This window comes from Leptospira langatensis, assembly GCF_004770615.1.
Classification (GTDB): Bacteria; Spirochaetota; Leptospiria; order Leptospirales; family Leptospiraceae; genus Leptospira_B; species Leptospira_B langatensis.
The window spans coordinates 728,701-754,694 of the sequence record NZ_RQER01000004.1 but is presented as its reverse complement, the minus strand read 5'-3'; the positions used below and the strand labels follow the sequence as shown (position 1 = coordinate 754,694).

At 42.6% G+C, this 25,994-nt stretch carries 22 protein-coding genes; 15 read left to right on the top strand and 7 right to left on the bottom strand.

The features are described 5' to 3' along the window. Positions 1–3: 3 nt before the first annotated feature. From EHO57_RS07665 to EHO57_RS07655, 3 genes are read right to left on the bottom strand one after another with little or no spacing between them, the layout of a single operon-like run. A complete protein-coding gene (locus tag EHO57_RS07665) occupies positions 4–765 on the bottom strand; it encodes a ParA family protein (RefSeq protein ID WP_135644415.1) in 762 nt (253 codons plus the stop codon). After that, entirely contained in the window at positions 740–1,531 is a 792-nt protein-coding gene (locus tag EHO57_RS07660) for an RsmG family class I SAM-dependent methyltransferase (RefSeq protein ID WP_135644413.1), read from the bottom strand. The genes EHO57_RS07665 and EHO57_RS07660 overlap by 26 nt, the downstream gene beginning before the upstream one ends. A 1-nt stretch (position 1,532) precedes the next feature. Further along, positions 1,533–2,993, bottom strand: a complete 1,461-nt coding sequence (locus EHO57_RS07655; protein WP_135644411.1) for a M20/M25/M40 family metallo-hydrolase — start codon at positions 2,991–2,993, stop codon at positions 1,533–1,535. 433 nt (positions 2,994–3,426) lie between these two features. Here EHO57_RS07655 and EHO57_RS07650 point away from each other — a divergent pair, with 433 nt between their 5' ends. Further along, entirely contained in the window at positions 3,427–4,086 is a 660-nt protein-coding gene (locus EHO57_RS07650; RefSeq protein WP_425460770.1) for a hypothetical protein, read from the top strand. A gap of 658 nt (positions 4,087–4,744) precedes the next feature. Here the strand turns inward: EHO57_RS07650 and mnmG are convergent. After that, positions 4,745–6,667, bottom strand: coding sequence for a tRNA uridine-5-carboxymethylaminomethyl(34) synthesis enzyme MnmG (gene mnmG, locus EHO57_RS07645; protein ID WP_135644407.1), 1,923 nt, complete (start codon positions 6,665–6,667; stop codon positions 4,745–4,747). Between the two features lie 112 nt (positions 6,668–6,779). Between mnmG and EHO57_RS07640 the strand changes: the two genes are divergently transcribed. The 10 genes from EHO57_RS07640 to lenA all read left to right on the top strand — a co-directional run bounded on the left by EHO57_RS07640 (position 6,780) and on the right by lenA (position 19,629). Beyond that, positions 6,780–7,703, top strand: coding sequence for a branched-chain amino acid transaminase (locus EHO57_RS07640; protein WP_135644405.1), 924 nt, complete (start codon positions 6,780–6,782; stop codon positions 7,701–7,703). 18 nt (positions 7,704–7,721) lie between these two features. Beyond that, a complete protein-coding gene (locus tag EHO57_RS07635) occupies positions 7,722–8,669 on the top strand; it encodes a hypothetical protein (protein WP_135644403.1) in 948 nt (315 codons plus the stop codon). A 315-nt stretch (positions 8,670–8,984) separates the two neighbouring features. Further along, complete coding sequence (dnaA, locus tag EHO57_RS07630) at positions 8,985–10,292, top strand: chromosomal replication initiator protein DnaA (protein WP_135644401.1); 1,308 nt, start codon at positions 8,985–8,987, stop codon at positions 10,290–10,292. A gap of 326 nt (positions 10,293–10,618) precedes the next feature. Continuing rightward, complete coding sequence (gene dnaN, locus EHO57_RS07625; RefSeq protein WP_135644399.1) at positions 10,619–11,740, top strand: DNA polymerase III subunit beta; 1,122 nt, start codon at positions 10,619–10,621, stop codon at positions 11,738–11,740. Positions 11,741–11,751: 11 nt separating this feature from the next. Continuing rightward, positions 11,752–12,855, top strand: coding sequence for a DNA replication/repair protein RecF (gene recF, locus EHO57_RS07620; protein ID WP_135644397.1), 1,104 nt, complete (start codon positions 11,752–11,754; stop codon positions 12,853–12,855). Then, positions 12,845–13,306 carry a DciA family protein gene (locus EHO57_RS07615; RefSeq protein ID WP_135644395.1) on the top strand — a complete coding sequence of 154 codons (462 nt, stop codon included), beginning with the start codon at positions 12,845–12,847 and terminating at the stop codon, positions 13,304–13,306. Before recF ends, EHO57_RS07615 begins: the two co-directional genes overlap by 11 nt. A gap of 88 nt (positions 13,307–13,394) precedes the next feature. Next, the gene (gene gyrB / locus EHO57_RS07610) at positions 13,395–15,305 is read left to right on the top strand and encodes a DNA topoisomerase (ATP-hydrolyzing) subunit B (RefSeq protein ID WP_135644393.1); all 1,911 of its coding nucleotides are present in this window, start codon (positions 13,395–13,397) and stop codon (positions 15,303–15,305) included. Between the two features lie 29 nt (positions 15,306–15,334). Further along, positions 15,335–17,848 (top strand): DNA gyrase subunit A, encoded by a 2,514-nt coding sequence (gene gyrA, locus EHO57_RS07605; RefSeq protein ID WP_135644391.1) that lies wholly within the window; start codon positions 15,335–15,337, stop codon positions 17,846–17,848. Further along, positions 17,845–18,798, top strand: coding sequence for a tRNA dihydrouridine synthase DusB (dusB, locus tag EHO57_RS07600; protein WP_135644389.1), 954 nt, complete (start codon positions 17,845–17,847; stop codon positions 18,796–18,798). The genes gyrA and dusB overlap by 4 nt, the downstream gene beginning before the upstream one ends. Positions 18,799–18,876: 78 nt before the next feature. Then, entirely contained in the window at positions 18,877–19,629 is a 753-nt protein-coding gene (gene lenA, locus EHO57_RS07595; RefSeq protein WP_135644387.1) for a lipoprotein LenA, read from the top strand. Between the two features lie 116 nt (positions 19,630–19,745). Here lenA and EHO57_RS07590 read toward each other — a convergent pair whose 3' ends face one another. Beyond that, a complete protein-coding gene (locus tag EHO57_RS07590; RefSeq protein ID WP_135645437.1) occupies positions 19,746–20,300 on the bottom strand; it encodes a lipoprotein LipL21 in 555 nt (184 codons plus the stop codon). A gap of 134 nt (positions 20,301–20,434) precedes the next feature. Between EHO57_RS07590 and EHO57_RS07585 the strand changes: the two genes are divergently transcribed. Beyond that, entirely contained in the window at positions 20,435–22,012 is a 1,578-nt protein-coding gene (locus EHO57_RS07585) for an LIC10012 family protein (protein ID WP_135644385.1), read from the top strand. A gap of 7 nt (positions 22,013–22,019) precedes the next feature. Then, entirely contained in the window at positions 22,020–22,916 is an 897-nt protein-coding gene (locus EHO57_RS07580) for an AAA-type ATPase lid domain-containing protein (protein ID WP_135644383.1), read from the top strand. On the opposite strand, the gene holA is transcribed toward EHO57_RS07580, so the two are convergent. Continuing rightward, positions 22,861–23,970 (bottom strand): DNA polymerase III subunit delta, encoded by a 1,110-nt coding sequence (holA, locus tag EHO57_RS07575; RefSeq protein WP_135644381.1) that lies wholly within the window; start codon positions 23,968–23,970, stop codon positions 22,861–22,863. The genes EHO57_RS07580 and holA overlap by 56 nt on opposite strands. A 107-nt stretch (positions 23,971–24,077) precedes the next feature. Here holA and EHO57_RS07570 point away from each other — a divergent pair, with 107 nt between their 5' ends. Next, the gene (locus tag EHO57_RS07570; RefSeq protein ID WP_135644379.1) at positions 24,078–24,296 is read left to right on the top strand and encodes a hypothetical protein; all 219 of its coding nucleotides are present in this window, start codon (positions 24,078–24,080) and stop codon (positions 24,294–24,296) included. A 147-nt stretch (positions 24,297–24,443) separates the two neighbouring features. On the opposite strand, the gene EHO57_RS07565 is transcribed toward EHO57_RS07570, so the two are convergent. Further along, the gene (locus EHO57_RS07565; RefSeq protein WP_135644377.1) at positions 24,444–24,998 is read right to left on the bottom strand and encodes a nucleoside triphosphate pyrophosphatase; all 555 of its coding nucleotides are present in this window, start codon (positions 24,996–24,998) and stop codon (positions 24,444–24,446) included. 72 nt (positions 24,999–25,070) lie between these two features. Between EHO57_RS07565 and EHO57_RS07560 the strand changes: the two genes are divergently transcribed. Continuing rightward, a complete protein-coding gene (locus EHO57_RS07560) occupies positions 25,071–25,961 on the top strand; it encodes a hypothetical protein (RefSeq protein ID WP_135644375.1) in 891 nt (296 codons plus the stop codon). Positions 25,962–25,994: the final 33 nt, after the last annotated feature.

The following is a 25,994-nucleotide window of genomic DNA, read 5'->3' as shown; positions in this document are numbered from 1 at the left end:
GGATTAATTCTTCCCGGCAACTTCTAAGGCCAGGCTTCTATAACTTTGAGCACCGATCCCATCCGGATCGTAGGAAAGAATGGACTTACCAAAAGAAGGAGCTTCGGAAAGCTTAATGTTTCTAGGAATAACGGTAGTATATACTTTTTCTTTAAAATAGGACTTCACGTCTTCGGCAACCTGTTGGGCCAAATTGGTTCTCTTATCGAACATGGTCAGAAGTACACCTTCTAATTCGAGAGAAGGATTCAACTTCTCCTGAACCAACGCGATGATCTTCATCAACTGAGTGAGCCCTTCGAGAGCGAAGTATTCGGTTTGTAAAGTGATCATCACGCTGTCTGCAGCAGAGAGAGCATTAATAGTAAGGACTCCAAGAGAAGGAGGACAATCGATCAGTATATAATCGTACTCCGTTCTGAGCTCACCGATGGCAGATTTTAATCTAAACTCACGGTTCTCTTCTCCCAATAGATCCGCTTCGGCGCCGGAGAGATTGATATTGGAAGGAATGATATGAAGGTTCTCTACTTCTGTTCTTTTGATACATTCCGCAGCGGAAGATTCTCCGATCAAAAGTTCATAAGACGTGTTCTGGAGAGTGTTGATCTCGAGACCTAAACCGGAGCCGGAGTTTCCTTGCGGATCAAAATCTACGATCAGCACTTTCTTACCGATCGCAGCAAGATTTGCCGCGAGGTTAATGGACGTGGTTGTTTTTCCTACACCGCCCTTTTGATTACTGATGGATACGATCTTTCCCATAGAATTCTTTGCTCTCCTTCTCGAGGAGCTTCCAAGCTCTAGGGATACCTTGCCTTGCCGATCCGACCTTTTTCAAGAACTTAATATGTCGCATGCCTAAAAATTCAAGTTCAGGCAAAAAGATTGTCTTCTCTACTTTAAAACCACTATCACTTAAGATCTTACTCTCGATCTTTGCATTGAATTCGTCTTTGCCAATGAATGGGACATAATGACCTCCATTGACAATGCATCTAGATAAGACTTCTGCACTCCAAGGGTAAGGCACGAACCCTCTAGAAACTCCCAAATCCCAGTTCGTTTTCCAGTCTTCCGCACGAGCAAACTGGAACTCTACCCCTTCAATCCCGTTTTCTTTTACAAAGGTCTCGGTATGAGAAAGTTTTCTTCTTTGAGAATCTAATAGGACTAGCTTCGGTCTTTCAGATCCGACCAAACAGCGAAAGAAGAACCCGGGAATACCCGGTCCGGTGCCGGCATCTCCCACCTTCATCTTGTTAAACGATCCGATCTCTTTATGAATGCGATAGATATGATATACGGATTCAAGGATGTGCCGATCCAAGATCTCATTCGTATCTCTTTTTGAGAAGAAGCCTCCGGCTTCGTTCTTCTCTTTTAAGAAGGAAAGAAACAATGAGACCAATTCCCAATCGAATAAAGGAAGAATATGATCCACGTCCTTCGGAAACCGAAAGCGGACTGCGGATTGAATGCCTTCTTTATCTGGATTGAATACGGGGAGATTGGCCTCTGCTTCTTTCATTCTACTTTTGTACTTGATGATTGTATTCTATGACAGACTTAAACAAGATCTCTATTCCAGTTTTTAACTGGCCTACGGTCATGCTCTCGTTCTTACCATGGATCCCATCTATCTCTTCTGAGGAAAGTAAAGCTGGGATAAGACCGTAGCATTTTAATCCTATCTGTCTCATATAAGAACTGTCAGTAGTCCCTGGGGAGAGAAATGGGGCCGCGATCGAACCAGGCTCGACAGAAGTTGTTATTCCTGCGAGAACTCTGAACAACAAGCCATCCATAGGAGAGATGGTTCCCGCCTCCAAATGTCTAGCGTTTACTTCTACTCCATGCTTTGCACCGATTGCTTTTACTTCTTCTAGGATCTTCTTCTCATCTTGTCCCGGTAAGATGCGTATGTCCAAAGAGCCTACAGTCTCTGAAGTAATCACATTGATCCCGATCGGATGACTATCGACGCCTGTGATACTAACAGTATTGCGGGTCATCGCACGAAGATGTCGGTTCGAGTTGATCACTCCCTTTAAGATCATAAATAAGAGAGGGTTTCTAGATCTCTTTAGGACGAATGAGTTTGGAAAAGGACTGATCCCACCTAGAGCATAAAAGAAAGCAGCAGTCTCATCCTTGATCATGGTTTTGTTACCCAGGCTTTGTACATCTTGTAAGAAATCCACCATGGACTTAGCGGCGTAGGTAACTGGAGGAGTACTTCCGTGGCCTGAATTCGCTTTTGCCTTTACGTCTAACCAGACTGCTCCCTTCTCTGCATGTTGGATATTGAATACTTTAGAACCTTGGATGGCTATGTCTCTAGATCCAGTGCCGCCTTCATTCAAAACATATTCATATCCGTTGAATATCTCTCTGTGCTTCTCAATTAAGAAGCGAGTCCCATGTATGGATCTACTTTCTTCGTCGGCAACTGCAAGGAACATTAGATTTCTCTCTAACGGGATCTTCTTCTCATGGATTAGAAGAAACGCATAGAGTTCCATGATGCCTAAACCTTTTACATCCACTGCTCCTCTTCCGAAGATACGATCCCCTTTTCTGATTCCAGCAAAAGGAGGTTCTTCCCATTCCTTCGGATCCGCTTCGACAACATCGATATGACTCGTGAGTATCAATCCTTCTTTGCTCGGATCCTTACCCTTGATTTCCGCGAGGATAGAGACTCGGTCCGGTTTGCCTGGATACTCGAATAGCTTAGAAGGAATTCCACGTTTATCTAAAATAGATTTTAGAAATAGAGCTCCTTCCTTCTCCCTGCTTCTTACAGTTGCGATGCGAATATACGCCTGAAGATCTTTGGCAGCTTCCTCGCTCAATGCGGAATAATCCACATCGGGAGCCGTACTTGTCGGAGTAATTGGGTCGATGCCTCTCTCAGTGAAGGCAATCGTATATAAAATGAAAATCGCAAGTAGGGCACCCAAAGCGATTCCTATTCTTTTGAGGGACATAGTTCCTCTCCACGTATCTATTTTTAAGGACCGGTTTCACATACTGGCTCGCATCTTAGTTAGAAGGAGCTAGGGCATTCGGCTTAGAGGTCCGTTGAAAATTATTCTCTCTTTGTGCTTCGGCAAGGAGTTTTCCTTTTCCATAGGATCACTCGTGGTATAATTTCTAGAGACAGTTTGGGATTTGGATCTCGTTCAGATGAAGTTTCAGGAATCTTTCAGATACTTAAAGCGGTTCAAAAGAAAATCTAATATTCTATTTCTATCAAACACCCGAAGCAGCAGTCGTAAATTCCGCAAAAAGACTCTTAACCTTTCCAGCAAATAGTCGATGTCTAGTATGAGGTCTTTCATGTTTAGGCTAGTTCTTCTTACTTCAATATTGCTTTCTGTTACTTCGATTTACTCATTTACTCCTGGAAAGTGGTCCCATATGGATCGAGTAGTTCTCGGATTCGAAAAAGGCGGTCCTTCTCAAGAGGTCGTAAAAGATTCTAAAGGGAAGATCATATATTCTGCGAAATATGAGTATGATGAATCCGGAAAATTGGTGAAAGAGAACTACATCGGAGCGGATGGAAAGCCCGACGGTTATACTAAGTTTCTATACAAAGACGGACGAGTTACTAGAGAAGAACTCTATAATAAAGAAGGGATCAATCTTGAAGTGAAACTATTCCAGTATGATAACTCGGGTTCCTTATCTACAGTAGAACTTCAGGACCAAACTGGTAAGATGATCTTGAAATGTGCGATCCTTTCTTGGGGGGAAAACGGGCTCATCAAAGAAGCGCAAACAGAATGGGCCGATACAAAACTGACAGAAAGATTTAATATCGTAAAGGATCCGAACAAGCCCGGTCTCTATCAGCAGAACATATATAATGAAGACAAGCAGCAAGCCGCTTCTACTGTGCTAACTTTCGATGAGAAGGGAAAACTTCTGAGCAGAATGAATGTACAAGGTACCATCGAAAGAATGAACCGACTTCTTTGGGATAAGAATAATCGCCTACAACAGTTCACATACATGATCAAGCAAGGAGACACTTGGGCTGTCGAAAAGACTCACGAGTTAGTCTACGGAAAATAGTCCGTTGTTTCACGTGAAACGTCGGGAGAAGTTCTGAAGGCTCTCGACGTTGAATAGATGGTTCATCGTCATGGAAAACTTGGAGACTTGACTCTTCTTTCATGATTGTTCAAGGGAACGTCTAGTTTCTAAGTCCACTTGTTTCGAGAGCACCCGAAACGATTCACCCAAGCGATGTTGCCCTACACTAACTAGCCTCATTTGAATAATCTCATCTTATTAAGTACTCACGAATGAGCGTTTCATGTGAAACGGTAGATTATAAGTTTCGGTTTTCGGTGAATGATCAAGGTCCTATGCGCTCGCCCTCAGTAGGAAGACTCGTTCCATCATTGAGTATGGTCACTTCAAGACTATGACAGGCTTGAAACGTTTCACGTGAAACGGAGCGATTAAAGGATTCAATGTTTTTGATGTGGGAACTTTGCTTCGTGGGAACTCAAGAGTTCCCACGCGGAACTTGCGGTTTTTTGTCACTTGATCGATTGAAATTTTTGTGATAGAGAAAGCGGGTACCACCGCACCGGCCTCTTTCGCAGCGACAATAGGAGCGAGAAAACGACCTCCGAAGGAGAGTCGGTGATCGCGCTTATGCGAGATCAAACGAGTAATATCTCCAATGATCAAACTCAGTTAGAATCGAAAGCTATGAACAAATTCACACGTGTAGCTCGGCCCAACAAGGGCGGGGCCCTCTCAAACCGGACGGCTTTCTTCCTTTAATATAGAAAAGCAACATGTCGATATCGCTCGGATCTACACCCGAGATCTGGGATGCCTTTTCCAAATTCAAAGGTCGATGTTTTGTTAACTTTTGGATCGCTTCCTTCTTAATACCAGGAACGAGAGCATAGTCAATGGACTCAGGAATAGGAGTAGTAAGATATCGATTCTTCCAATCGATCGTGTCTTGTTCTCTCTTAATATACCCTTCGTACTTGATCTCCATCTCGATCACTTTGCGATCTTGTGCGTTTAAAGTTTCCGACTCAGGAAGAAGGAAATGGATATCTTCGAAAGAGATCTCAGGTCGCTTCAAGAAAGAATCCAGCTTCGCACCGTACTTCAAGGATTGAATTCCTTTTCTTTCCAATAAAGCTTCAAACTCAGGAAGAGGCTTAAGAGGAACAGATTGAATTTTCTCTTTTACCTCTGCAATCTTCTGATAGCGAGTCGTCATTTCAGAGAATGTTTCCTCTGAAACAATGCCCATCTTATATCCATACTTCATTAATCTCTGGTCCGCATTGTCTTGGCGAAGCAGCAATCTATGTTCGGCACGAGAAGTAAACATTCTATATGGATCTTCCACGCCTTTATGAACTAGGTCGTCGACAAGAACTCCGATATAAGATTCTCCGCGAGAAAATAACATGGGCTCTTCTCCTCTTAAGGAAGAAAGAACACTATAAGCAGCGACCAATCCTTGAGCTGCAGCTTCTTCGTAGCCTGTGGTACCGTTGATCTGGCCAGCATGATATAGGCCCTTGATCTTTTTCGTTTCTAGAGTAGGTTTCAACTCTGTAGGATCTACATAATCGTACTCAATTGCGTATCCAGGTCTTAGTATCTCTGCATTCTCTAAGCCAGCAATAGAACGAACCAACCTCCATTGTACTTCTTCCGGCAAGCTAGTGGAGACTCCGTTCAAGTAGACCTCTTGCGTTTCATATCCTTCGGGTTCCAAAAAGATCTGATGTCTCTCTCTATCCGCAAAGCGAACGATCTTATCTTCGATAGAAGGACAATAGCGAGGACCGGTCGACTTGATCTGACCTGAATACATAGGGGAAAGATGAATGTTCTCGTTTATGATCTGATGAGTTTTTTCATTCGTGTAAGTAATATAGCAAGGGATCTGTTTTCGAGTGATCTTCTTCGTCGAGAAAGAGAAAGGAGAAGGATCCGGATCCCCTTCTTGCAAGCTCATCACTGAAAGGTCTACTGAGTTCATATGGATGCGAGGAGGAGTTCCTGTTTTCAATCTTCCTAATTTCAGATTGTACTTCGCTAAGGAATGAGAGAGTCCTTTTACAGTCGGTTCGCCGAAGCGTCCGTTCTCTTTTTGAAAGGTTCCTATATGAACGATAGAAGACAGAAAAGTACCTGTGGTTAAGATCACATGGTTCGTGAAGATCTCGAACCCTCTTCCGGTACGGATCCCAACAATCCTATCATCTTCTATGATAAGATCTTCAACTGTATCCTGTCTGATCGAAAGGTTTTGTATCGATTCCAAGGTATGTTTTACTTTGAGTTGGTATTCTTTCTTCTCAGCTTGTGCACGAGGCGCCCAAACACTCGGGCCCTTAGAAGTATTCAACATCTTGAATTGAATACCTGTTGCATCGATGACCTTACCCATAAGTCCACCGAGTGCATCTACTTCTCTCACCATATGCCCTTTCGCAATCCCACCGATCGCAGGGTTGCAGGACATTTGTCCGATCGTATCTAAGTTCATTGTGATCAGTAAAGTTTTGGCGCCGCCGATCGATGAGACATAGGCTGCTTCGGATCCTGCATGACCCGCACCCACCACCACACAATCAAAACGATTTGGAAAAAAAGAAGAAGTCATTACATCCTTTCGACTCTCGGACAAGCTCGAATGATCAGCAGATCATTAGTCGACAATAGAGCCTGTCCTTAGAATCATGTAATACATAGTATCACTTTCAGGTTCCCTGTACATGCCCGAATCCATCAAGAAACTCTCTTACTTCGAAGGAAAAATAGTCCCCGAGTCCGAAGCAAACATCAATATCAAGACTCACGCTCTTCAATACGGAACAACCGTCTTCGGTGGGATCCGTGGTTACTACGATGAGAAGACCGAGAACCTCTACGTCTTTCGTATCTTAGATCATTATAAAAGATTGGTAAACTCAACTCGTATCATGCAACTGCAGTTCACCAAGACTCCGGAAGAACTTCGAGACATAACGATAGAGCTCCTAAAGCAGTCCGGCTATAGGAGAAATGTTTATCTTAGACCTTTCATTTATACATCGGCTCTTCAATTATCTCCGAGATTCCATGATGTTCCAACCGAACTTGCTATCTATGTATTGGAATTGGACGACTACTTAGACACAAAGCGTGGGCTTACCACAATGGTCTCTAGTTGGAGAAGGTTCGACGACACAGTCATCCCTACTCTCTCTAAAGTTTCAGGCGGCTATGTAAACTCTGCACTTGCAAAATCGGAAGCAGTTCAGAACGGATACGATGAAGCCATCTTCTTAGATGGAAGAGGTTTCGTGAGCGAAGGCTCTGCGGAGAATATCTTCTTAGTAAGAGACGGCAAGATCATCACTCCTTCTATTTCTTCTTCTTTGTTAGAAGGGATTACAAGACGTTCCGTTCTTCAGCTTGCGAAAGATCTTGGTTACGAAGTAATCGAAAGAGATATCACTCGTAGTGAACTTTATATAGCGGATGAGATCTTCTTCTCCGGAACAGGGGTGCAGATCGCTTGGGTCAGCGAAGTAGACAAGAGAAAGATCGGAAGTGGAGAGATGGGTCCGATGACAAAGAAACTCCAATCTACTTTCTTCGATCTAGTGATCGGAAAGAATCCGAATTACAAACACTGGTTGACTCCTATTTATTGATCCTTGATAAGAGAGAGCATGTCTTCCTCATTCGGGATCGATGAAATCAAAGGACAAGAGAGAGCCTTAGTATTCTTAAAAAAGTACAGCTCTCAGCCGGAGCTATTGCCTCCCCTTCTCATCTTTCACGGACCTGAAGGAACAGGGAAAGAATCCGCAGTCGAAAGATTTATCCGACATGTTCTCTGTATCGAAGGAACTTCTTGCGGACACTGTGTTTCTTGCCGTGCATTCATGCACCAATCCCATCCTGATATAGTCTGGTTCCCTCTCGAAAAGAACAAACAGATCGCAATCGGAAAAGAAGATAACCCTGAAGAGTTTACCATCCGATGGTTGATCCGAACCAGGCTCTACTACAGACCTCATCTATCTAAAGTAAGATTCATCGTAATACCGGACGCTTCTCTTATTGGAAACGAAGCGGAGACTGCTTTATTAAAATCCTTAGAGGAAGCTCCTTCTTTTACACGATTCATCTTTATAACAACCAACTTGGATCAGCTAAAAGAAACCATCATCAGTAGAGCGGTCTGTATTCCTTTTGGGTACTTGCCCCAAGCGATAGTCAAGGATCTATATAATAAGAATTCGTTAACATACATTGCGGCCCAAGGTGGAAGCATGGATCCCTTCGATTGTCCACCGCAAGTCCTGGAACAGATCTCGCAAAAGATCGACGGAAACCTTAGACAACCATTGGACTATCTTCGTTTAGAAGAATGGATCTTGGCGTACAAGGATGATCATCCGGATTGGCAGGAAGACTTTTCTTTCAAAGACTTTCTGGATCTAGTCGGTCTATTCCTATTGCAAGAGTATTCCAAAAGGGACTTCGAATCCAATCTTCCTAAGATGGAAGCAGTCTTTCGCTTCAAAGAGAAATTGCATGAGAAAATACATGGCCAAGAGAATATTTCTCTCTCATTACTCATTCATGAACTGGCTCTACTAGAACAAAAATAAGAATCCCACTCACTACATAGCCGTCCTTTAGTGCATTAGTTCGCATAACAACGATTAATCATTACAAAAATCTACTTAAATAAGTAAGAGACATAATGATTTATCTATCACCAATCCCATTTGTTTTTCCTCAGGTTTCTTCTTTGATTTCCGAATTTTCATTTGTAGGTGACCAACTGAAGAAAAATAGTGTAATCTCGTCGAACGATCTCGCTGATCGTTTTCCACTTCAGTTTTATCTATTTTCCGAGACAAATGGTAATCGATTATCGATTTGTCATCGTTGCGTTTTGAATTTTTTATTTGGAGTGTTCCTTGGACCCTAGCTGGCAACGTGTATTAGAGGAAGTTTCCAAGGAAATTCCTCCTACTTACTTCGATAAGTTTATACATATCCTGCAATTAGAGAGTCTTACGGACGATCGTTGTATTCTTATAGCCCCTTCTTCTAATATCAAAACACATGTGGAGAAGAAGTACCAAAATTATATCGAAGAAGCTATCTTTCGCGCTAGCGGCAATCGTGTTCCTGTAGAGATCGTACTTGAATCTCCTTCTAATTTAAAACAGGTCTTAAAGGAAAACTTTAAAGATCGTTCTTATTCTTTTAATCAAGATTATACGTTTGATAATTTTATTGTAGGAAGTACGAACCGCTTGGCGTTCAGCGCTGCTACAGAATGTGTTAAGAATCCAGCGGAGATCAATCCTCTTTACTTATTTGGAAAAGTAGGAGTGGGCAAGACCCATCTACTTCATGCCATCGGGGCGGAGATCTTAAAGAAAGAACCTTGGAAGACGGTCCATTATGTGGATATCAAATCCTTTATGAGCGAGTTTTTATTCGCTCTTCAATCCAGGGATTCCATTGAATCTTTTAAAATTAAGTACCAATCGTACAACTGTCTCTTGATCGATGATATCCAACTCTTGAACACAGGAGCGGAAAAGACCCAGGAAGAATTCTTTACCATCTTCAACTTCTTATTCGAAAGAAAAAGACAGATCGTGATCGCTTCCGATCGTCCTAGTTCGGAACTCCCATTGCATGACCGATTGAAATCCAGATTCGTAACGGGAGTCCAAGCAGATATCCAAGTCCCGGATCGAGAGATTCGCATCGGGATCTTGGAGAAGAACTGCCAGATCCTAAATCTTGGTCTTTCCAATGAACACATAGCCTTGATCGCCGATCTGATCGAAGATGATACTAGAGCATTGCTCGGGGCTTTAAACGATCTAGCTCTTCATAAACGGGCCTTCTCTCATTTATTCTTCACAAGCGCAATGATAGAAGAGATCCTAAAGAACAGGATCTTCCGTAAAAAGAACTTCCAACTCAGCCAAGACAAGGTGATCGAACATATCTCCGCTTTGTATCAATTGGATCCGAAAGAGGTGATGGGAAAAAGCCGCAAGCCGGAATACGTTATTCCCCGTCATCTTTGCATGTATGTATTGCATATTGGATTCCGTCTGAACAAAAGTCAGGTTGGCCGGATGTTCAGCAGCGAACATACCACAGTTATCCACGGCGTTCGAAACATAGAAAAGAAGATCAAAGAAGATAAAGATTTTTCCATTAAAGTGGAAGAAATTCTAAATCGATTCCGTTTCCAATAAGAAAACCCATTTACAGATCTTTCTTTCATACGACATAGATCTGAATATAAGATGTAAATATCTAGTTCATCGAGTATTCATAACATCTGTATAAGACATAAGGACAAATTATTGTCCCTTATAGAATCTGAAATATGTTGTTAACATAACAGATACACAGGAGTTTTTTCCGGTTCCTGGAAATTGTACTTTTCAATATAAATGCGACATATTTCCTTTATCTAAAGGATTATGCCTCTTATCTACATACTTACAGGTACAAGTACAACGACAGTACATATAAGAAATATATATCTAGACCATTCATTAATAATGGAGAAAGTAAATTGAAGATCAAAGTGAACACATCTGAATTTCTAAAAGCGATCCACGCTGTAGAAGGAGTTATCTCTGCTAGGGAAATTCGATCCGTTCTTTCCAATTTAAAATTGGAGGCGGAAGATTCTTCCGTATCTATTTCCGCGACGGACTTAGAGATATCCATTAAAACATCTTTAAATGCTAATATAGATAAGCCTGGAAATATTTCCTTACCGGCAAAACAACTTTCCAGTATCTTTAAAACGATCCACTTCGAAGAGGCTTTGTTATCTACTGAGGATTCCGATTCGGATTCCAACATCACTTATATTACAGATGCAACTAAGAAGAACGATTATAAGAATAAACTGAACGGAATGGATGCAGAAGAGATCAAGACGATCCCTAAAGTGGATCCTTCATTGATTTCCGATTTTCCAACCTCTATGTTTGCAGAGATGATCCGCAAGACTTCTTATGCGATCGCTCACGAAGACCAACGTTATATCTTTAACGGACTTTATATGGTCCCTAAAGGAGACAAGCTCGTATTCGCTGTCACCGATGGTCGAAGACTCTGTAAGATAGAAAGACCTCTCACTTCTTCTTTGAAGTTTAAAGATTCGGTGATCATTCCTTCAAAAGCGATCCGTGAGATCTCTAAGATGATCGGAACTGCCGAAACAGGAAAGATCGGTATCATAGATAATCAGATCTATGTTAATGCAAATCAGATCGAGCTTCTATGTAAATTAATAGAAGGGAACTTCCCGAACTATGAACAGGTAATTCCTAAGAGTTCTAAATATAGTGCAGTGATTCCTAAGGAAGGATTCCAGATCTATTTACGCCAAGCATTGATCGCTGCAGAAGAGCCTACTCGTCAGATTAGATTAACTTTTGCTAAAGGAAATCTGAACTTCTATGCACAGACGCAAGGAGTGAACGAAGTCAGCATCAATATGCCGATCGAATACTCCGGCGAAGAGATTACTGTAGCGTTTAAGGGCGAATATCTTTCCGACGTATTCAAGTCTATCGATGATAACGAATTTAGGATCGAGTTCAGTGATTCAAGTTCTCCGGTAGTGTTTAGGGATCCTTCTGATCCTGACTTTATATCGGTCATCATGCCGATGAAAATTTAAAAGAGAGAATCGTGTTTTTACGAAGCCTGAGGCTTCTCAACTTTAGAAACCACGAACAGATAAGCCTGGAGTTCCATTCCAGGCTTATTTTCTTTGTGGGGGAAAATGGAGAAGGAAAGACCAATCTCTTAGAAGCTATCTCTATGATCTCCTGGCTAAAAAGTTTTAGGGAATCGGAAGAAGCAAATCTTATCCGTTGGGATTCCGACGGTTACTATATCAAAGGCGAAGTAGAAAGAGATCATAAAAAGGAGATCTATGAATTAGGTTTTTCTAAAAAGCCTGTCAGCCGCCGTAAACTTAAATTCAATCAGGAAGAAGTCAAAAGAAGATCCGAATTAGTCGGAAAATTTTTAAGCGTTTTAATGACTCCTTTGGATCTGGTCATCGTAGAAGGTGGACCGGTAGAAAGACGAAGATTCCTGGATAGTTTACTTTCTTCTTTAGATCCTTCTTATCTTGCAGATTTGATTGAATATAATAAAATTTTAAAACAACGGAATGCACTTCTTAAAACCGGTTCTTCGGATGCTGGTTTGTATGAGGTTTGGAACCAAAGATTGATCGATAAGGGTATGATCCTTTTCCGAAAAAGAAAGGAATTCATTCTCGAATTCGATCCCATCTATCAAGAAAATCTGAAAAAGCTTAGCGGGGGAAGGGACCAACTCATTCTAGAATACAAACCCAGCTTTCAAGACTTAGAAGATTTCAAACAAACTCTTTCTCGAAATTTAGCTAGGGATAGGAAGCTCGGATATACTTCTGTAGGAATTCACCGAGACGATCTTTTTGTAGGAGAAGATAGTCGAGATATTATGGATTTCGCTTCCCAAGGCCAAAAAAGAAGTACTGTAATTTCCTTAAAGGCTGCCGCTTTCGAGTATTATAGAAGAAAACTGGGTAGAACGCCCATTCTTCTCATTGATGATGTGATCCGAGAATTAGATGTAAAAAGAAGGGAATATTTCGTGGAGCTGGTACTCAATTCTGGACAAGCATTCTTTACCACGACCGACCTGGAAGGGATCTCTGATTATGTGGGAAGATTAGAGGACGAGAAACAGATCTTTCTTGTAAAAAATGGATTGGTAACTCCTCACAATGAAAGATAGTTCCGGTATGCATAAGATCAAGACTGAGGAATTCAAGAAGGTCTTAGAAGAATTGGGACTCTCTGAAGAAAGTCTTTCGAATCGGATCGCTGTCCAAACCTTGAGTAAACGTTGGGCGGACATAATCGGTCCTATTTATGCAAATCAATCCGAACCCTATTCAATACAGGGCGATGTCTTAATCATAGTAACTTCTCATACTGCATATAAACAAGAGATCTTATTCTTAAAGAAAAGGATCCTAAGTTATTCGGCACGTTACCTGGGAAAAGATACCGTCCGGAAAGTAGAAGTTCGTATCGGAAATCTATCTCGCAAACAGCAAAAGCAAGCTTATCAACCGGTCGACAAAACTGGTCTAGACGGCAAACAAGACCTAATCTCTCTTCTTGAAAAAGAAACCGATCCTATCGCCAAAAAAAGACTTTTAGAGCTAATTGAATATCTTTAGCGAGGGATATTCTTTCTAAAACTCTTACCGAATTTCCTTGCCTCCCTAGGGAATTCAGGAAAACTATTCCTAGATTCCGGAGGACTGGATGAGCCAACCAGACAGTAGTTACAGTGCAGGTCAGATCAAGATCCTAGAGGGTTTAGAGGCCGTACGCAAGCGTCCCGGAATGTATATCGGAACCCAGGATGAGACCGGGCTCCATAAAATGGTATATGAGGTCGTGGACAACTCCGTCGACGAGGCCATGGCCGGTCATTGTACCGATATCATTATTTCTATTCTTCCTGACAATGTTATCGAAGTGAAAGATAATGGTAGGGGAATTCCTACTGCCATTCACCCGGAGAAAAATATCTCTACAATCGAAGTGGTTATGACCATTCTTCACGCGGGTGGTAAGTTCGAGAACGACGCGTATAAGGTATCAGGTGGTCTGCACGGAGTTGGGGTTTCAGTAGTAAATGCCCTTTCCGAGTGGCTGGAAGTGGAAGTGTACCAAAGCGGCAAGATCCACCAGCAAAAGTATTCCAGAGGGATACCCCAAGGCCCGGTCCAAGTCATTGGAGATTCATCCGACCGAGGCACCGTGGTCCGGTTTAAGCCGGATGCGACCATCTTCACTACTACAGAATTCCAGTATGACGTCCTAACCTCTCGCTTTAGGGAATTAGCCTTCTTAAATAAAGGGCTAAAATTGATCGTTCAGGATAAGAGAAAATCCGAATCGGAAAAGCATGAATTCCTATTCGATGGCGGGATTGTTTCTTTCGTTGAATACTTGAATGAGAATAAGCATCCACTACATAAGACCATTCACTTTGAAAGGAATAAAGATGATGTGATCGCTGAGATCGCCATCCAATATTCCGATACATATTCTGAGAATATCTTCTGTTTTACCAATAATATCAATAATAACTTGGGTGGAACCCACTTAGAAGGCTTCCGCGCCGCGCTTACTAGAACACTTAACGATTTCTTAAAGAAGGACCAACAGCTTTCCAAAAAACAGGCGGCTCTTTCTGGGGAAGACCTGAAAGAAGGAATTACTGCGGTCATTTCCGTAAAAATCCCTCAGCCTCAGTTCAACTCTCAAACGAAAGAAAAATTAGTGAACGCAGAGATCAAGGGGATCATGCAAACTCTTACGGGAGAAGGTCTTTCTCTCTTCTTCGAAGAGAACCCGACGGTTACTAAGAAAATATTAGAAAAATGTATATTAGCTGCTAAAGCTAGAGAAGCAGCTCGTAAAGCAAGAGATCTAACTCGCAGAAAAACAGTTCTCGAAGGTGGCGGTCTTCCTGGTAAACTTGCCGACTGTTCCGAAAAAGATCCTGCTGCTTCCGAACTTTATATTGTTGAGGGAGATTCCGCTGGCGGTTCTGCTAAACAAGGAAGAGATCGAAATTATCAGGCAATTCTTCCGTTAAAAGGAAAGATCCTAAACGTTGAAAAATCCCGTTTGGATAAGATCCTAGGAAACGAAGAAATTCGAACTTTGGTTTCCGCCCTTGGGACCGGGATTGGTGAGGACGAGTTCAACGTGGATAAGATCCGTTATCACAAGATCTTTATCATGACGGATGCGGATATTGACGGATCGCATATTAGAACTTTATTATTAACCTTCTTCTTCCGTTACATGAAATCGGTTATTGAAAAAGGGTTTTTGTATGTGGCCCAACCTCCTCTTTATCTGATCCGTCATGGAAAGACTGCAACCTATTTGTATTCGGATAAAGAGAAAGACGAATACATGAAAGCATTGGGAACGGAAAAGGCTGTCATCCAGCGTTATAAAGGTCTAGGGGAAATGAATCCGGAGCAACTATGGGAAACAACCATGGATCCGGAAAAACGTGTCGTATTAAAAGTGAAGTTAGACGACTATGTGGAAGCCGAAGATACATTTAATATATTGATGGGAGATGAAGTCGTCCCTAGACGTAGATTCATCGAAATTAATGCGGCAAAAGTCGCAAACCTGGATCTTTGAAAGATAGAAATAGGGAGCTCTAAAATCGAATGAGCCAAGAGATGGAGAACGAGACAAAGACCCTAGGGTTCAGCCCTGCTTCTCGCCCGGATATAGGCGAGGCGCTCAAGAACGGTGTCCGAGTCATTCCGGTCGAAATAGAGGATCAAATGAAAGAGGCCTATCTCGGTTACGCCATGAGCGTGATCGTAGGACGGGCCCTTCCGGACGTAAGAGATGGTTTAAAACCTGTTCATAGACGTATCCTTCATGCAATGAATGAAAGAGCATGGAGAAGCGATCGTCCTTATGTAAAATGCGCAAAGATCGTGGGAGAGGTGATCGGTAACTATCATCCTCACGGTGATAGTGCTGTATACGACGCATTAGTTCGTATGGTCCAGGATTTCTCTCTGCGGGTTCCTTTGATCGATGGACAGGGGAATTTCGGATCTGTCGACGGCGATAACCCTGCTGCTTACCGATACACCGAGGCTCGTCTCGAAAAGATTGCGGAGGAGCTGCTACGGGATATCGAAAAGGAAACCGTAAACTTCTCTCCGAACTTCGATGATACCAAAGAGCAACCGGATGTACTTCCTGCAAATTTCCCGAACCTATTAGTAAACGGTTCTTCCGGGATTGCAGTGGGAATGGCTACGAACATTCCTCCTCACAACTTGGCGGAATGTATTGAAGCAGTGGTTGCAGTGATCAAGAACCCGGATATTACGATCCCCGAAATATTAAAGATCATTCCTGGTCCGGATTTTCCTACAGGTGGCATCATCATAGGCGGGGAAGGTTTGCTCTCCGCGTATCATACAGGTCGCGGTTCTATTCGTATCCGCTCTAAAGTAGAGATCGAGGAAACAAAGAAGGGAAGAGAAGTCATTGTCATCACTGAGATCCCTTACCAGGTTAATAAGCGAACTCTTCTGGAAAAGATCGGCGAACTGGTTAACGAGAAACAAATCGAAGGCGTTTCCGAGATATTGGATCTTTCGAACAGAAAAGGGATCCGAGTAGAGATCCATATTAAAAAAGATGCAAATGCTCAGGTAATCCTGAACCAACTTTTGAAACTGACCCAATTGCAGGTCAGCTACGGGATCACCATGCTCGCGATCCTGGATAATAAACCGAAGATCTTCAATATCAAAGAGATCCTGGTTTCTTATTCCATTCATAGAAAAGAAGTCATTGTTCGTAGAACTCAATTCGATCTAGATAAGGCAGAAAAACGTGCTCATATTTTAGAAGGATTGAAGATCGCTTTAGAGAATATCGAAGAAGTGATCAAGGTCATCCGTGCTTCTAAAAATGCAGCGGAAGCAAAAGAGCAATTGATGGCTCGCTTCGTTCTCTCCGATGTTCAGGCTGATGCGATCCTCGAAATGAGATTGCAGAGACTTACTTCCTTAGAAGTACAAAAAGTCATCGATGAGTTAGCAGAAGTCAGACTCATGATCTTGGATTACAAGGATATCTTAGCTAAACCGGAGAGAGTTGCCGACATCGTTTGCACGGAACTTTCTGAAGTTTCCGATAAGTTTGGAAATAAGAGAAAGACTGAGATCAGCTTAGAAAGCGTCGAGTCTTCTTCTTTCAATGCGGAAGATCTGATCGCTGACGAAGAGATGGTTATTCAGATAACCTACGATCAATTCGTGAAACGTTTGCCTCTGGATACTTTCAAGAGACAGAGAAGAGGCGGTAAAGGGATCCAAGGACTTTCTCAGAAGAGAGACGATGTCGTTAAGATCATGAAGTCTGCTATGACTCATGATAACGTGATGTTCTTCTCCAATATCGGAAAAGTCTATATGATGAAAGCTTATGAACTTCCACAAGCTTCCAAAGAGGCTCGCGGAAAATCCTTAAAAGCAATTATCGGTCTGAGCGAAGGAGAAAATGTTTCCGCTGTCTTCACTTTCAGAGCAGAAGACAAACAAAAGGATCTTCTTCTCGTGACCAAGAAAGGATTTATCAAGCGAGTTGAATTATCAGAATTTTCGAATGTAAAGAAATCAGGGATCATCGCCATAGGATTGAGAGAAGGCGACGAGCTTATTGCAGTCGTTTCCGTAGAGAAAGGAGACGATTTCATGATCTTCTCCGCAAACGGGCAAGCGCTCCGAATCGAAATGGATCTGATCCGTGCGCAAGGACGAACTGCCCAGGGTGTGACGGGAATGCGCTTATCTGCAGACGATTCGATTGTCGGGCTCTCTAAAGTGGTCGAAGGAGATGATATCTTTGTTATCTCTGAGAACGGTTACGGCAAGCGCTTGGGCTTCGAGGAGTTCGGGACCAAAGGACGTGGCGGGAAAGGGATGACCTTCTTAAAAGTAGGAGAAAAGAACGGGGCCGCCGTAGGTGTGGGCTCCGTAGGTGGAGAGGATGAGATTATACTTGTAACTCAGCAAGGAATGGTGATCCGAACCGAGGCCAGCCAAATCTCCAAGATGGGAAGAACCGCAGTCGGAGTACGAGTTGTGGATATCAAAGACAACGATAAGGTCCAAGACTTTACGGTGATCCGAGAAAGTAAGGAAAAATGATTCAGATCGGATCAGTCGAGATTCCCGGTTGGTTGGCCATGTCGCCCATGGCCGGGATCAGCGACAGTCCGACTCGGACCATGGCCAGAAGATACGGTTCCGCCTTTTCATACACTGAATTCGTATCCACTGATAGTCTTGCAGTAGGTTCGAAAAAAGCATTATCTCTATTAAGATTTCGTGAAGAAGAAAGACCCATCACTTTTCAGATCTTCGGGAATCGCCTTGAAGTCATCGTCGAAGCTGCCAAACGAATTCGAGAATTAAATCCCGATATTATCGATCTGAATATGGGTTGCCCAGCCCGAAACGTATCCATGCGAGGTTCCGGAGTAGGACTCTTACGGAAGCCTGTATATGCAGGAAAAATAATAGAAGAGATGCGCAAGGCTCTCGATATCCCGGTCACCGCAAAGATCCGTTTGGGTTGGGATGATTCTTCTCGAAATTATATGGAAGTCTCCCGTATCTTGGAAGAATCCGGTGCTATGGCGATTTCTGTCCACGGACGGACCAGAGAAATGGGATATTCCGGAAAAGCGGACTGGGATGCGATCTCCGATATAAAAGCGGCAAGAAAGATCCCGATCTTCGGAAATGGGGACGTTTCTTCCTATGAAGATGCAGTTCGAAGAAAGAATGAATCCGGAGTAGATGGAGTCTTGGTGGGAAGGAATTCGATCGGAAATCCTTGGATCTTTTCCAATAAGACAAGAGAAGAGCAATCATTTTCGGAAATCCTATCAACTACTTTCGATCATTTGCAATTGATGAGAGAGACTTTCGGAGATAAACTAGGAGTCACCCTTCTTAGAAAGCATTTAGTGAGATACTTGCAAGGCAGAGAAGAGATCCAACCGATCCGAGTAGAACTTCTTAGAATGGAAGATCCTGATCTTCTTATCAAAACATTAGAAGAATTGAATCGAGAACCGGTGTTGAGTGTTTAGTCCCTTCTCCCAAGAATGGGATTGACAAAGGATTTTCAAAATAGGCAGATGATGAGTTTTCCAAAGGAGATTCTTGGAATGGGAATTGGCAATAAAATTCTGACCGCATCTGTATTTGCGGCATTACTCGTACTAATCGCATGCAAAAAAGAGGAGGCTCCGGTTCCACAGATCGTAGGAACTAAGTACTCCGGATTCGATCAATCGATCTACAAAAAACCTGGTACAACAAACAAGGCCGAATTCGTTACGACAGTTTACGGAATGGAAGAAGTGACCGGACTCGAGATAGTAAATCATGAAGGTCTGGATGCGAAGGGAAACAAAACGGTTACCGAGTATCTAAAACTGAAGACAGTGGACAATAAAGAAGGTTACGCTCCTTCTAAAAACTTTTTCGAGGCAGTGCTATTTGCAGTTGGCGACGGAGACCAAGCATTCGTTAAGAATTCTTTAACTTCTCCCACCAAGGGAAAACTAGAAAGAGGAATGTACTGTTTCGAGATCGAAACCAACGGCGATTTTGCGAAGGTCAATTGTTACGGATCTATTTTGAAGAGCGGAAAGCTAAATAATCTTTTAGGAGTTTGGATCCAACCGAATTCCCCTACTCTATCCAGAGATCCTTTACTCGGAGATAGCCTACGCAATCTAAAGGCTGCCAGTGGAACTCTAATCGAACTTGCAAAAGTTACGGATGATACAGCTAAGCAAGATAAACTGAAAGCAGAAGCTATTAAGACTCTCAAGACCGTAGCTGAGAAGGGTGACCAATTCCAAGACGATGCAAATACTCTTGCGACTGAGTTCGGTCTATCTCTAACCGAATAGGTTTATTCCCCGTAAGAAAAAAATAGAAGGATAAGCCTTCAGAAAATAAAAAACCCCACTACCATTCAGCAGTGGGGTTTTGCATTTAAGCAGACTAAAAAGTCAGGAAAATTGGATTATTTTCCGACCTCTTGTGCTTTTGCAACTAGAGCGTCGCGTCCACCAGGGAACTTAGCGTAAATTACGCATTGGCATTCTTCCCAGTTGTCTTTAGAAACATCTTTAGGATCGGAACCAGCGCCGGTAGCTTTACACTCGTAAACTCCCACACCTTTAACAACACCTGCAGATTGAGAAACGATTACAGAAGCAGTTGCCTCGCCGTCGGATACTCCGGAAGCGGATTCAACAGTCTCACCAACCATTTTCTTAACTACGTCGGAAGCGCCTTGTAGACGAGAAGCTTCGCGGCAAGTAGACTGCATCATTGCAGGGCTTTTTTTAGCGACTGCCTTAGCAGATGCGCGAGAAGAGAACTTCATGTAGTAATAATCTTTTGGATTCGTGTCCTTAGGAGTTTTACCGTCGTTTCTTTGCTCAGGTGGTCCACCCCAACCTTCGAAAGACCATCCTCCGTCACCTACGGAAGTAGCGTCTTTTTGGGCAGTATTTGCTCCGCAATAGGTTAGTAATGCAGCGGAAAGCGAAATAGCGATAACTTTCTTGATCATCATTTTCTCCTTGATCAGATGGAATTGAGGAATATATCCGATAAACGGATTCCGCAAGCTATTTTTTAATGACTACGTTTAAAATTGAATTTGGTGCACTTACGGGGAAAATTAAGTTAATTCGCAATGCACAATTGTCAATAAATTTCCTTTCTATCACACTGGCTCTGCTACTTCTAACGAGTAACGACGCAATAGCGACGACGATCGCTTTTCTTCCTGGAAGTTGGGAGGGTCAGGCACCTCAATCCATCGAGGGAACAGGTGAAAAACCTTTTGAACTCGCAAGACTTGGTCAGTTTTACGCGACCAGGATCTATTCTGTTCAATTAAAAGAGCAGATGTTAAATTCATCCGACCCGGAAATAAAAGATTTTCTAGTTCCTCAAGTATCGAGAGAGAAATTCAAACAAACATGTTACCGACTCAAATCGGATTATGTAGTAAGAGACATGATCGAGATCCATGAAAAGATCCGGATCGATCGATCTGTCTACGATTGCAATTTATCAAGAATGGAAGAATACTCCGTCGTTGGTCGAAAAGATCTCTTCGACACGATAGAAAGGTTGACCAAGGATTCCTTTCCTTTGGTTCCCAAAAAGCAAAGAAAAGAAACTTATAACAGGGAAACGGTTCGTACGAATAAGACCCAGATCTTTGTTTTGGATGCCTCATATTCCTACGCTCCTGAAAGGAAAGAATTTATGTCTCAATTGGAGGCGATTTCTTGGCAGCCTGAAACAAAATTTAGGCTCGTTGTTTTCAGCGAGAATGGATCTAAAGTCTATCCGGAGTCGAGCCGTTCGGAATTCATCAAACAATGGAAGGATTTTAAATCCGAAGGAAAATCGGATACTGAGAATCTCACCAACGCCTTACTCCGGCTCAGAAGAGTTCTAGCTTCGGAGGATTCTCCCGGAAGAAAAAAAGAAAGAAGCGTTACTATTCTTACAAACGCGAAATTTGCGAACGTAGTCAGTGGATACGGTTCTGCCATCGAAGGATTGAGACAGTCGGGTACTCCCGTTTCCATTTTGTATTCTTCTTATTCCGGCCCAGAATCCAGAAGGGAACATAAAGAAGCAGCAAAGAGAGGAGCGGAGTTCAAAGAAATCACTTATTTTCAGAGAATCACCACGTCCCGGGACTCCAAAACATTAGTATTTCGAGAAGGAAAACTCTACACGACTCCTCAGACCCCAGATTCTAAAGTAAATTTGGAAACATCAGATTTAGAGAAGGTCGAATTTGCCGGAAAATATTCGGTAGGAGAATTTCTAAATCCCTGGAGCCTAGCTTCGATCTATGAAGAAGTCCGCAAGGAGAAGGTGATCACATCTGAACCCGTTCGAAGTAATTTCTCTTCGCAACTGGCAAAGATCGTAAGTAATTCATCGAATGCGGAATATTTCGGGAATTTCCCGAAAGCTCTCGTAAAATCGGGTGCGAAGGCCTTTTGGATCAGGATCCCTCAATCCAACGGTTTCGGAGAAGGTAAAAAAGGTCTTTGGGCCGCTACGTTTCTTTCATCCTCTTTTTCATCGGAGGGGGTCGAAGTAATACCGGAATCATTGGAATCCTATCCTTTCTCGCCGGCAAAGACATTAGAATGCGATCCGTCTATCGCCCGAAACTATTTTCGGAATACGGAGAAATTCAAATTCGATTGCCTGATCCGAGGAGAGATATTGGAAGTTTCTCAGCCGTAGGCAGAAGATGGACGAATCTAGTTTTATTGCATTATCCCCTCTGACTCGAAAGATCTTGGAGAGGATGAAACAAGCCGCTTCATCCGACCTTCCTCTCTTACTACTTGGAGAGAGCGGGACAGGAAAGAGTCACCTCGGTTTAGCTTTCTATTCCCTTTGTAAGGAACGATTTCCCCAATACCAATCGTATGATTTCTCCGTTTCCGAATCGGAAGAGGAAGTCGGAGAATTCTTCTCTAGGTTAGACGGAAGGGTCGGCAGTACGATCTTTTTAGAAGGCGTCTCTAATCTGGGGCCAAATTTTCAAGTCCAACTTCTTCAGAAGATCCGGAATGAAAAAGGAAAGAATCGATATCTTCTCTCGGACGATCTTAGTTTTGCGGAGAAGGTAAAAGCAGGTCAGGTCCAAGAATCCTTATTTGTGGAAGTGCAAACTTTACAGATCCGGCTTCCTACATTAAGAGATCGTAAAGAAGATATCCCCGCACTCACTCGCCTTTTTCTGGAACTTATAGGGAAGAGATATAACCGAAAGAATATTAAGATCTCTGAAAAGCTAGGACGCTTCCTTTTGGAATACGATTATCCAGGAAATCTACACCAGTTAAAGAATCTTTTGGAGGGAATGGTTTCCTTGCATAATGTAAAGACTTTGGATACCAAGCATCTTCCTCCCGAACTATTTGAAACAGGATACAAGCAAAACAGCGATCTTTCAGTCCGAACCGGGATCCCACTTCGGGACTATGAAAGAGAGATCATTCGTCGCAATTTAATCCTGGTAAACGGGAATAGAGAGAAGGCGGCAAGGATCCTTGGGATCTCGGAAAGAACGATCTATAGAAAGATCACCGAGTTCGAGCTGTTCGACTCGCAGGATGGAAAAACTCCTCCATCTTCCTGAAGAAATAGTAGATGGTTTCTTCCTTTTCCGAACCGGTTTTAACTTTCTGATTCATATCTATCAAGAATTCATAAAGTTCTTTGATCTCCATATCTGAGAAAGAAGAACTTTCTTTGCGCAGTCGTCTGAATATATGGCTTTTTCTTGCAGGAGAATAAGCCTCTATCCCTAATAGCGAGGATTGCTCTTTCTCGCTGAGAACCTTTTCATACAGCCGAAGAATGATCTTGTAGATCCTCAACTGGTCCAAATGCTCTTTTAATAAGGAGAGAAAGATCAGGATGGAATCCTTTCCAATCTTGAATTTGGAAAATTCTCTGGAAAATCTTCCGTAATCCTTTTCAAAAAAATAATCCACGATCTCCGAAGAGCTGAACTCGGAACTCTGGAATAATACTTCTCTCAGGTCTGCAATCCCAAAGGATTTCTTTCCCAAATAGAGTTTGAGTTTTTCAAGATTACGTAAGTAGGCTCCGGCACTCGGGCTTACTTTTAGTAGGAACTCTTCTTCTGCCTCTTCGTCTAGTTTGACTTCTACTTCTCTGCAAGCTCTTAAAAAGGCATCTTTTCGTTTGTCTGGAAAGATCTTAGAGGATTTAAAATACGAGGAACCTTGTCCGAAAATCGAAAGAAGTTCTTTTGGAATATCCCAATGGTCGTAATGCACAATCACTCTTACTGATTCGGGCAAATGGATGGAGTTCGCTTTGGGAGAAGTCTTGGACTTATTCTTTCCTACCCAGGGTTTGAAGAAGGCGACTCCTGATTTGATAATGAATAATTTCTGGGCCGCGAACATGTCTAGATTTGAGGCCTCGCTTTGGAAGTTCTCCAGGTCGCCGGGCTCTGCCACGAAGACTACGATCTCGTACGAGTCCGCATTCCTCTTATACGCGTTTTTGTAGAGATCGCTGACCACCCCGAATTCGTAAGAATCCTGGGAGACCACAAATAGAACCTGAGGAAGCGATTCTATACTCGGTTTGGTTTTGTGTAGAAAATCGATCAGATTCTCGTAAACGGTCGCTTCCTTCGGGTTGGTCACGGAATTCATATTGAGGCCGATTCTCGGACAGTCAAGCCTAGATCCTTTTCTTTTCCTAAAGTGGGTTCGGGGTTTTTCCGATATTTACTTCAGGCGGAGCTCTGCCAGGAGGAAATATGAGGATCAGCGACGGCGTTCAAAGAATTTCTACTCCCGAAGAGTATCTTACTTATATCAAACCTATCTTAAATAGATCGGAAGTCCCTGCGATCGAACCGATCCGCCAGAGAGATTTTTCCGATCTCGGAAAAGCACTCCAGCTTTATGGAAAAGAAGGTGAACTTCCAGGCAAAGAGACTTCCGCCAAAGGAAGACTTCTGGATCTCTACGCTTAATTCTCCGAATTTATTCGATTTTTCTAATATATTATCCGGGCTTAGTCTCTTTAGTTTAAGAGACGGGCCTCTATAGAATAAAGATTTCGTCTCTTTCTGAAGAATCTCTTCTCAGCTTCTCTATGAGTCTGATCTCAAAATATCGGATCAAAGAAATTTTGACCAAAGAGAATGGTATAAGAAAAACTTTCGGATGGGAAATCCTAGTATATTGGTATAAGAACCTTGGTAGGATTTTGCAGGAGAATTCCTGTCTTGGATCCCGTATGCTCCGGCCTTATCAAATGGTTTTGCCTCCAAAATATATGCTTTGATCTGATCTTCCTTCCAATCATGAAACTCTACATCGGAAGAATCGTAATCAAAGATCTCTGAGTTAGCAGTTCGGATCCCTATACCGGAATATACTCGATGAGACTTTCCACTTAACATGGATAACATTTGAAAAGCTTCCACATCATCAGCAGGTTTTTGTAAAATTCTATCTTGGTAAACTACGATCGTATCGGAAGAAACGATCACCTGTTCGGTATCTGCGGAAGAAGGTCCTAACTTCGCGACGGTAACGCGCTTTAAATACTCTAATGGTTTTTCTTGGTCTAGGTTTGCTTCGTTTATAGGCAAGGGCAAGACTTGGAATTCTAAGCCTAAGGACTGCAAGATCTCTTTTCGTCTAGGAGATTGGGACCTTAAAATCAACATATATCCAACCTAAAAGAAAAGCCTTGCCAGACACTCCTTTTCCCAGTATCAATGTCTGCACGGATTGATTCGATGAATTTCTTTTATAAGCGTTTTGCGATATTCTCAAAAATTGCGATCGGTATCTTCTTTTGTATTTTATTCAGTTCTTCCTTATTGTCTCAAGAAGGGAGTCAGGCTCAAAAGAAAGAAGGACAAGAATCTAAGGTTGCTTCCACCACCTCTAACCCGAATTCGGATCCTAAATCGAGAGCTTACTCTCTTCGAAAAAAATCTTGGATCTCTTTGCGCTATCTACGAACTAGTCTGCTGAATTTCGGTAAGAAGGCGGACTGGGATTCCTATCTGAGCGATTATTCCAAGGCAGAGTCTAGTTTCCAGAGAGGGGAATGGGATTCGGCAGGAAATCAATTCCAAGCTTTGAAAACGAAATTGGACCAATCTGCAGAAGCGCAAGCGAAGGATGTATTCTCCCGTTCCGAAGCTTTAGAGAAAGATATCCAGCCAAAGGTTGTGGACATGAAGTTAGACACGGATGCTCCCGGCAGACAATACATTCCTGTGATGGAAAAACATCTGCAGATCTATAGAGATACCTGGCTTGCTGCAAAATTAGAAAGAGAGAATGGGAACCAAGGACAGAACTTATACTTAGCAAAACAAGGCCTGCTTCAATTATACAAGGCCAAGATCCTTTTGGAAAAAGCAAAAGAAGGGAAGTTAGAATCCGAAGAAAAATTGTCCAAGAATAAGGTGCTGGAAACGGACTATCTAAGCCCTGAAGAAGTAAAATACTGGGACGATTGTCTGGAAGTGATTCACGATCAAGAAGAGAAGAATCGAGCTAAAGAAAAACAAGCTATTCGGAATGTGTACCAAGATCGAAAGGGAAAAAGACCTGGCGAAGCCAAAGGTCAGCCGGACTCATCTAAATCTTCGAGCACTGAAGATGGTAAAAAATAAGAAAAGAGAGAAATTCATCCGAAATTAAGGATA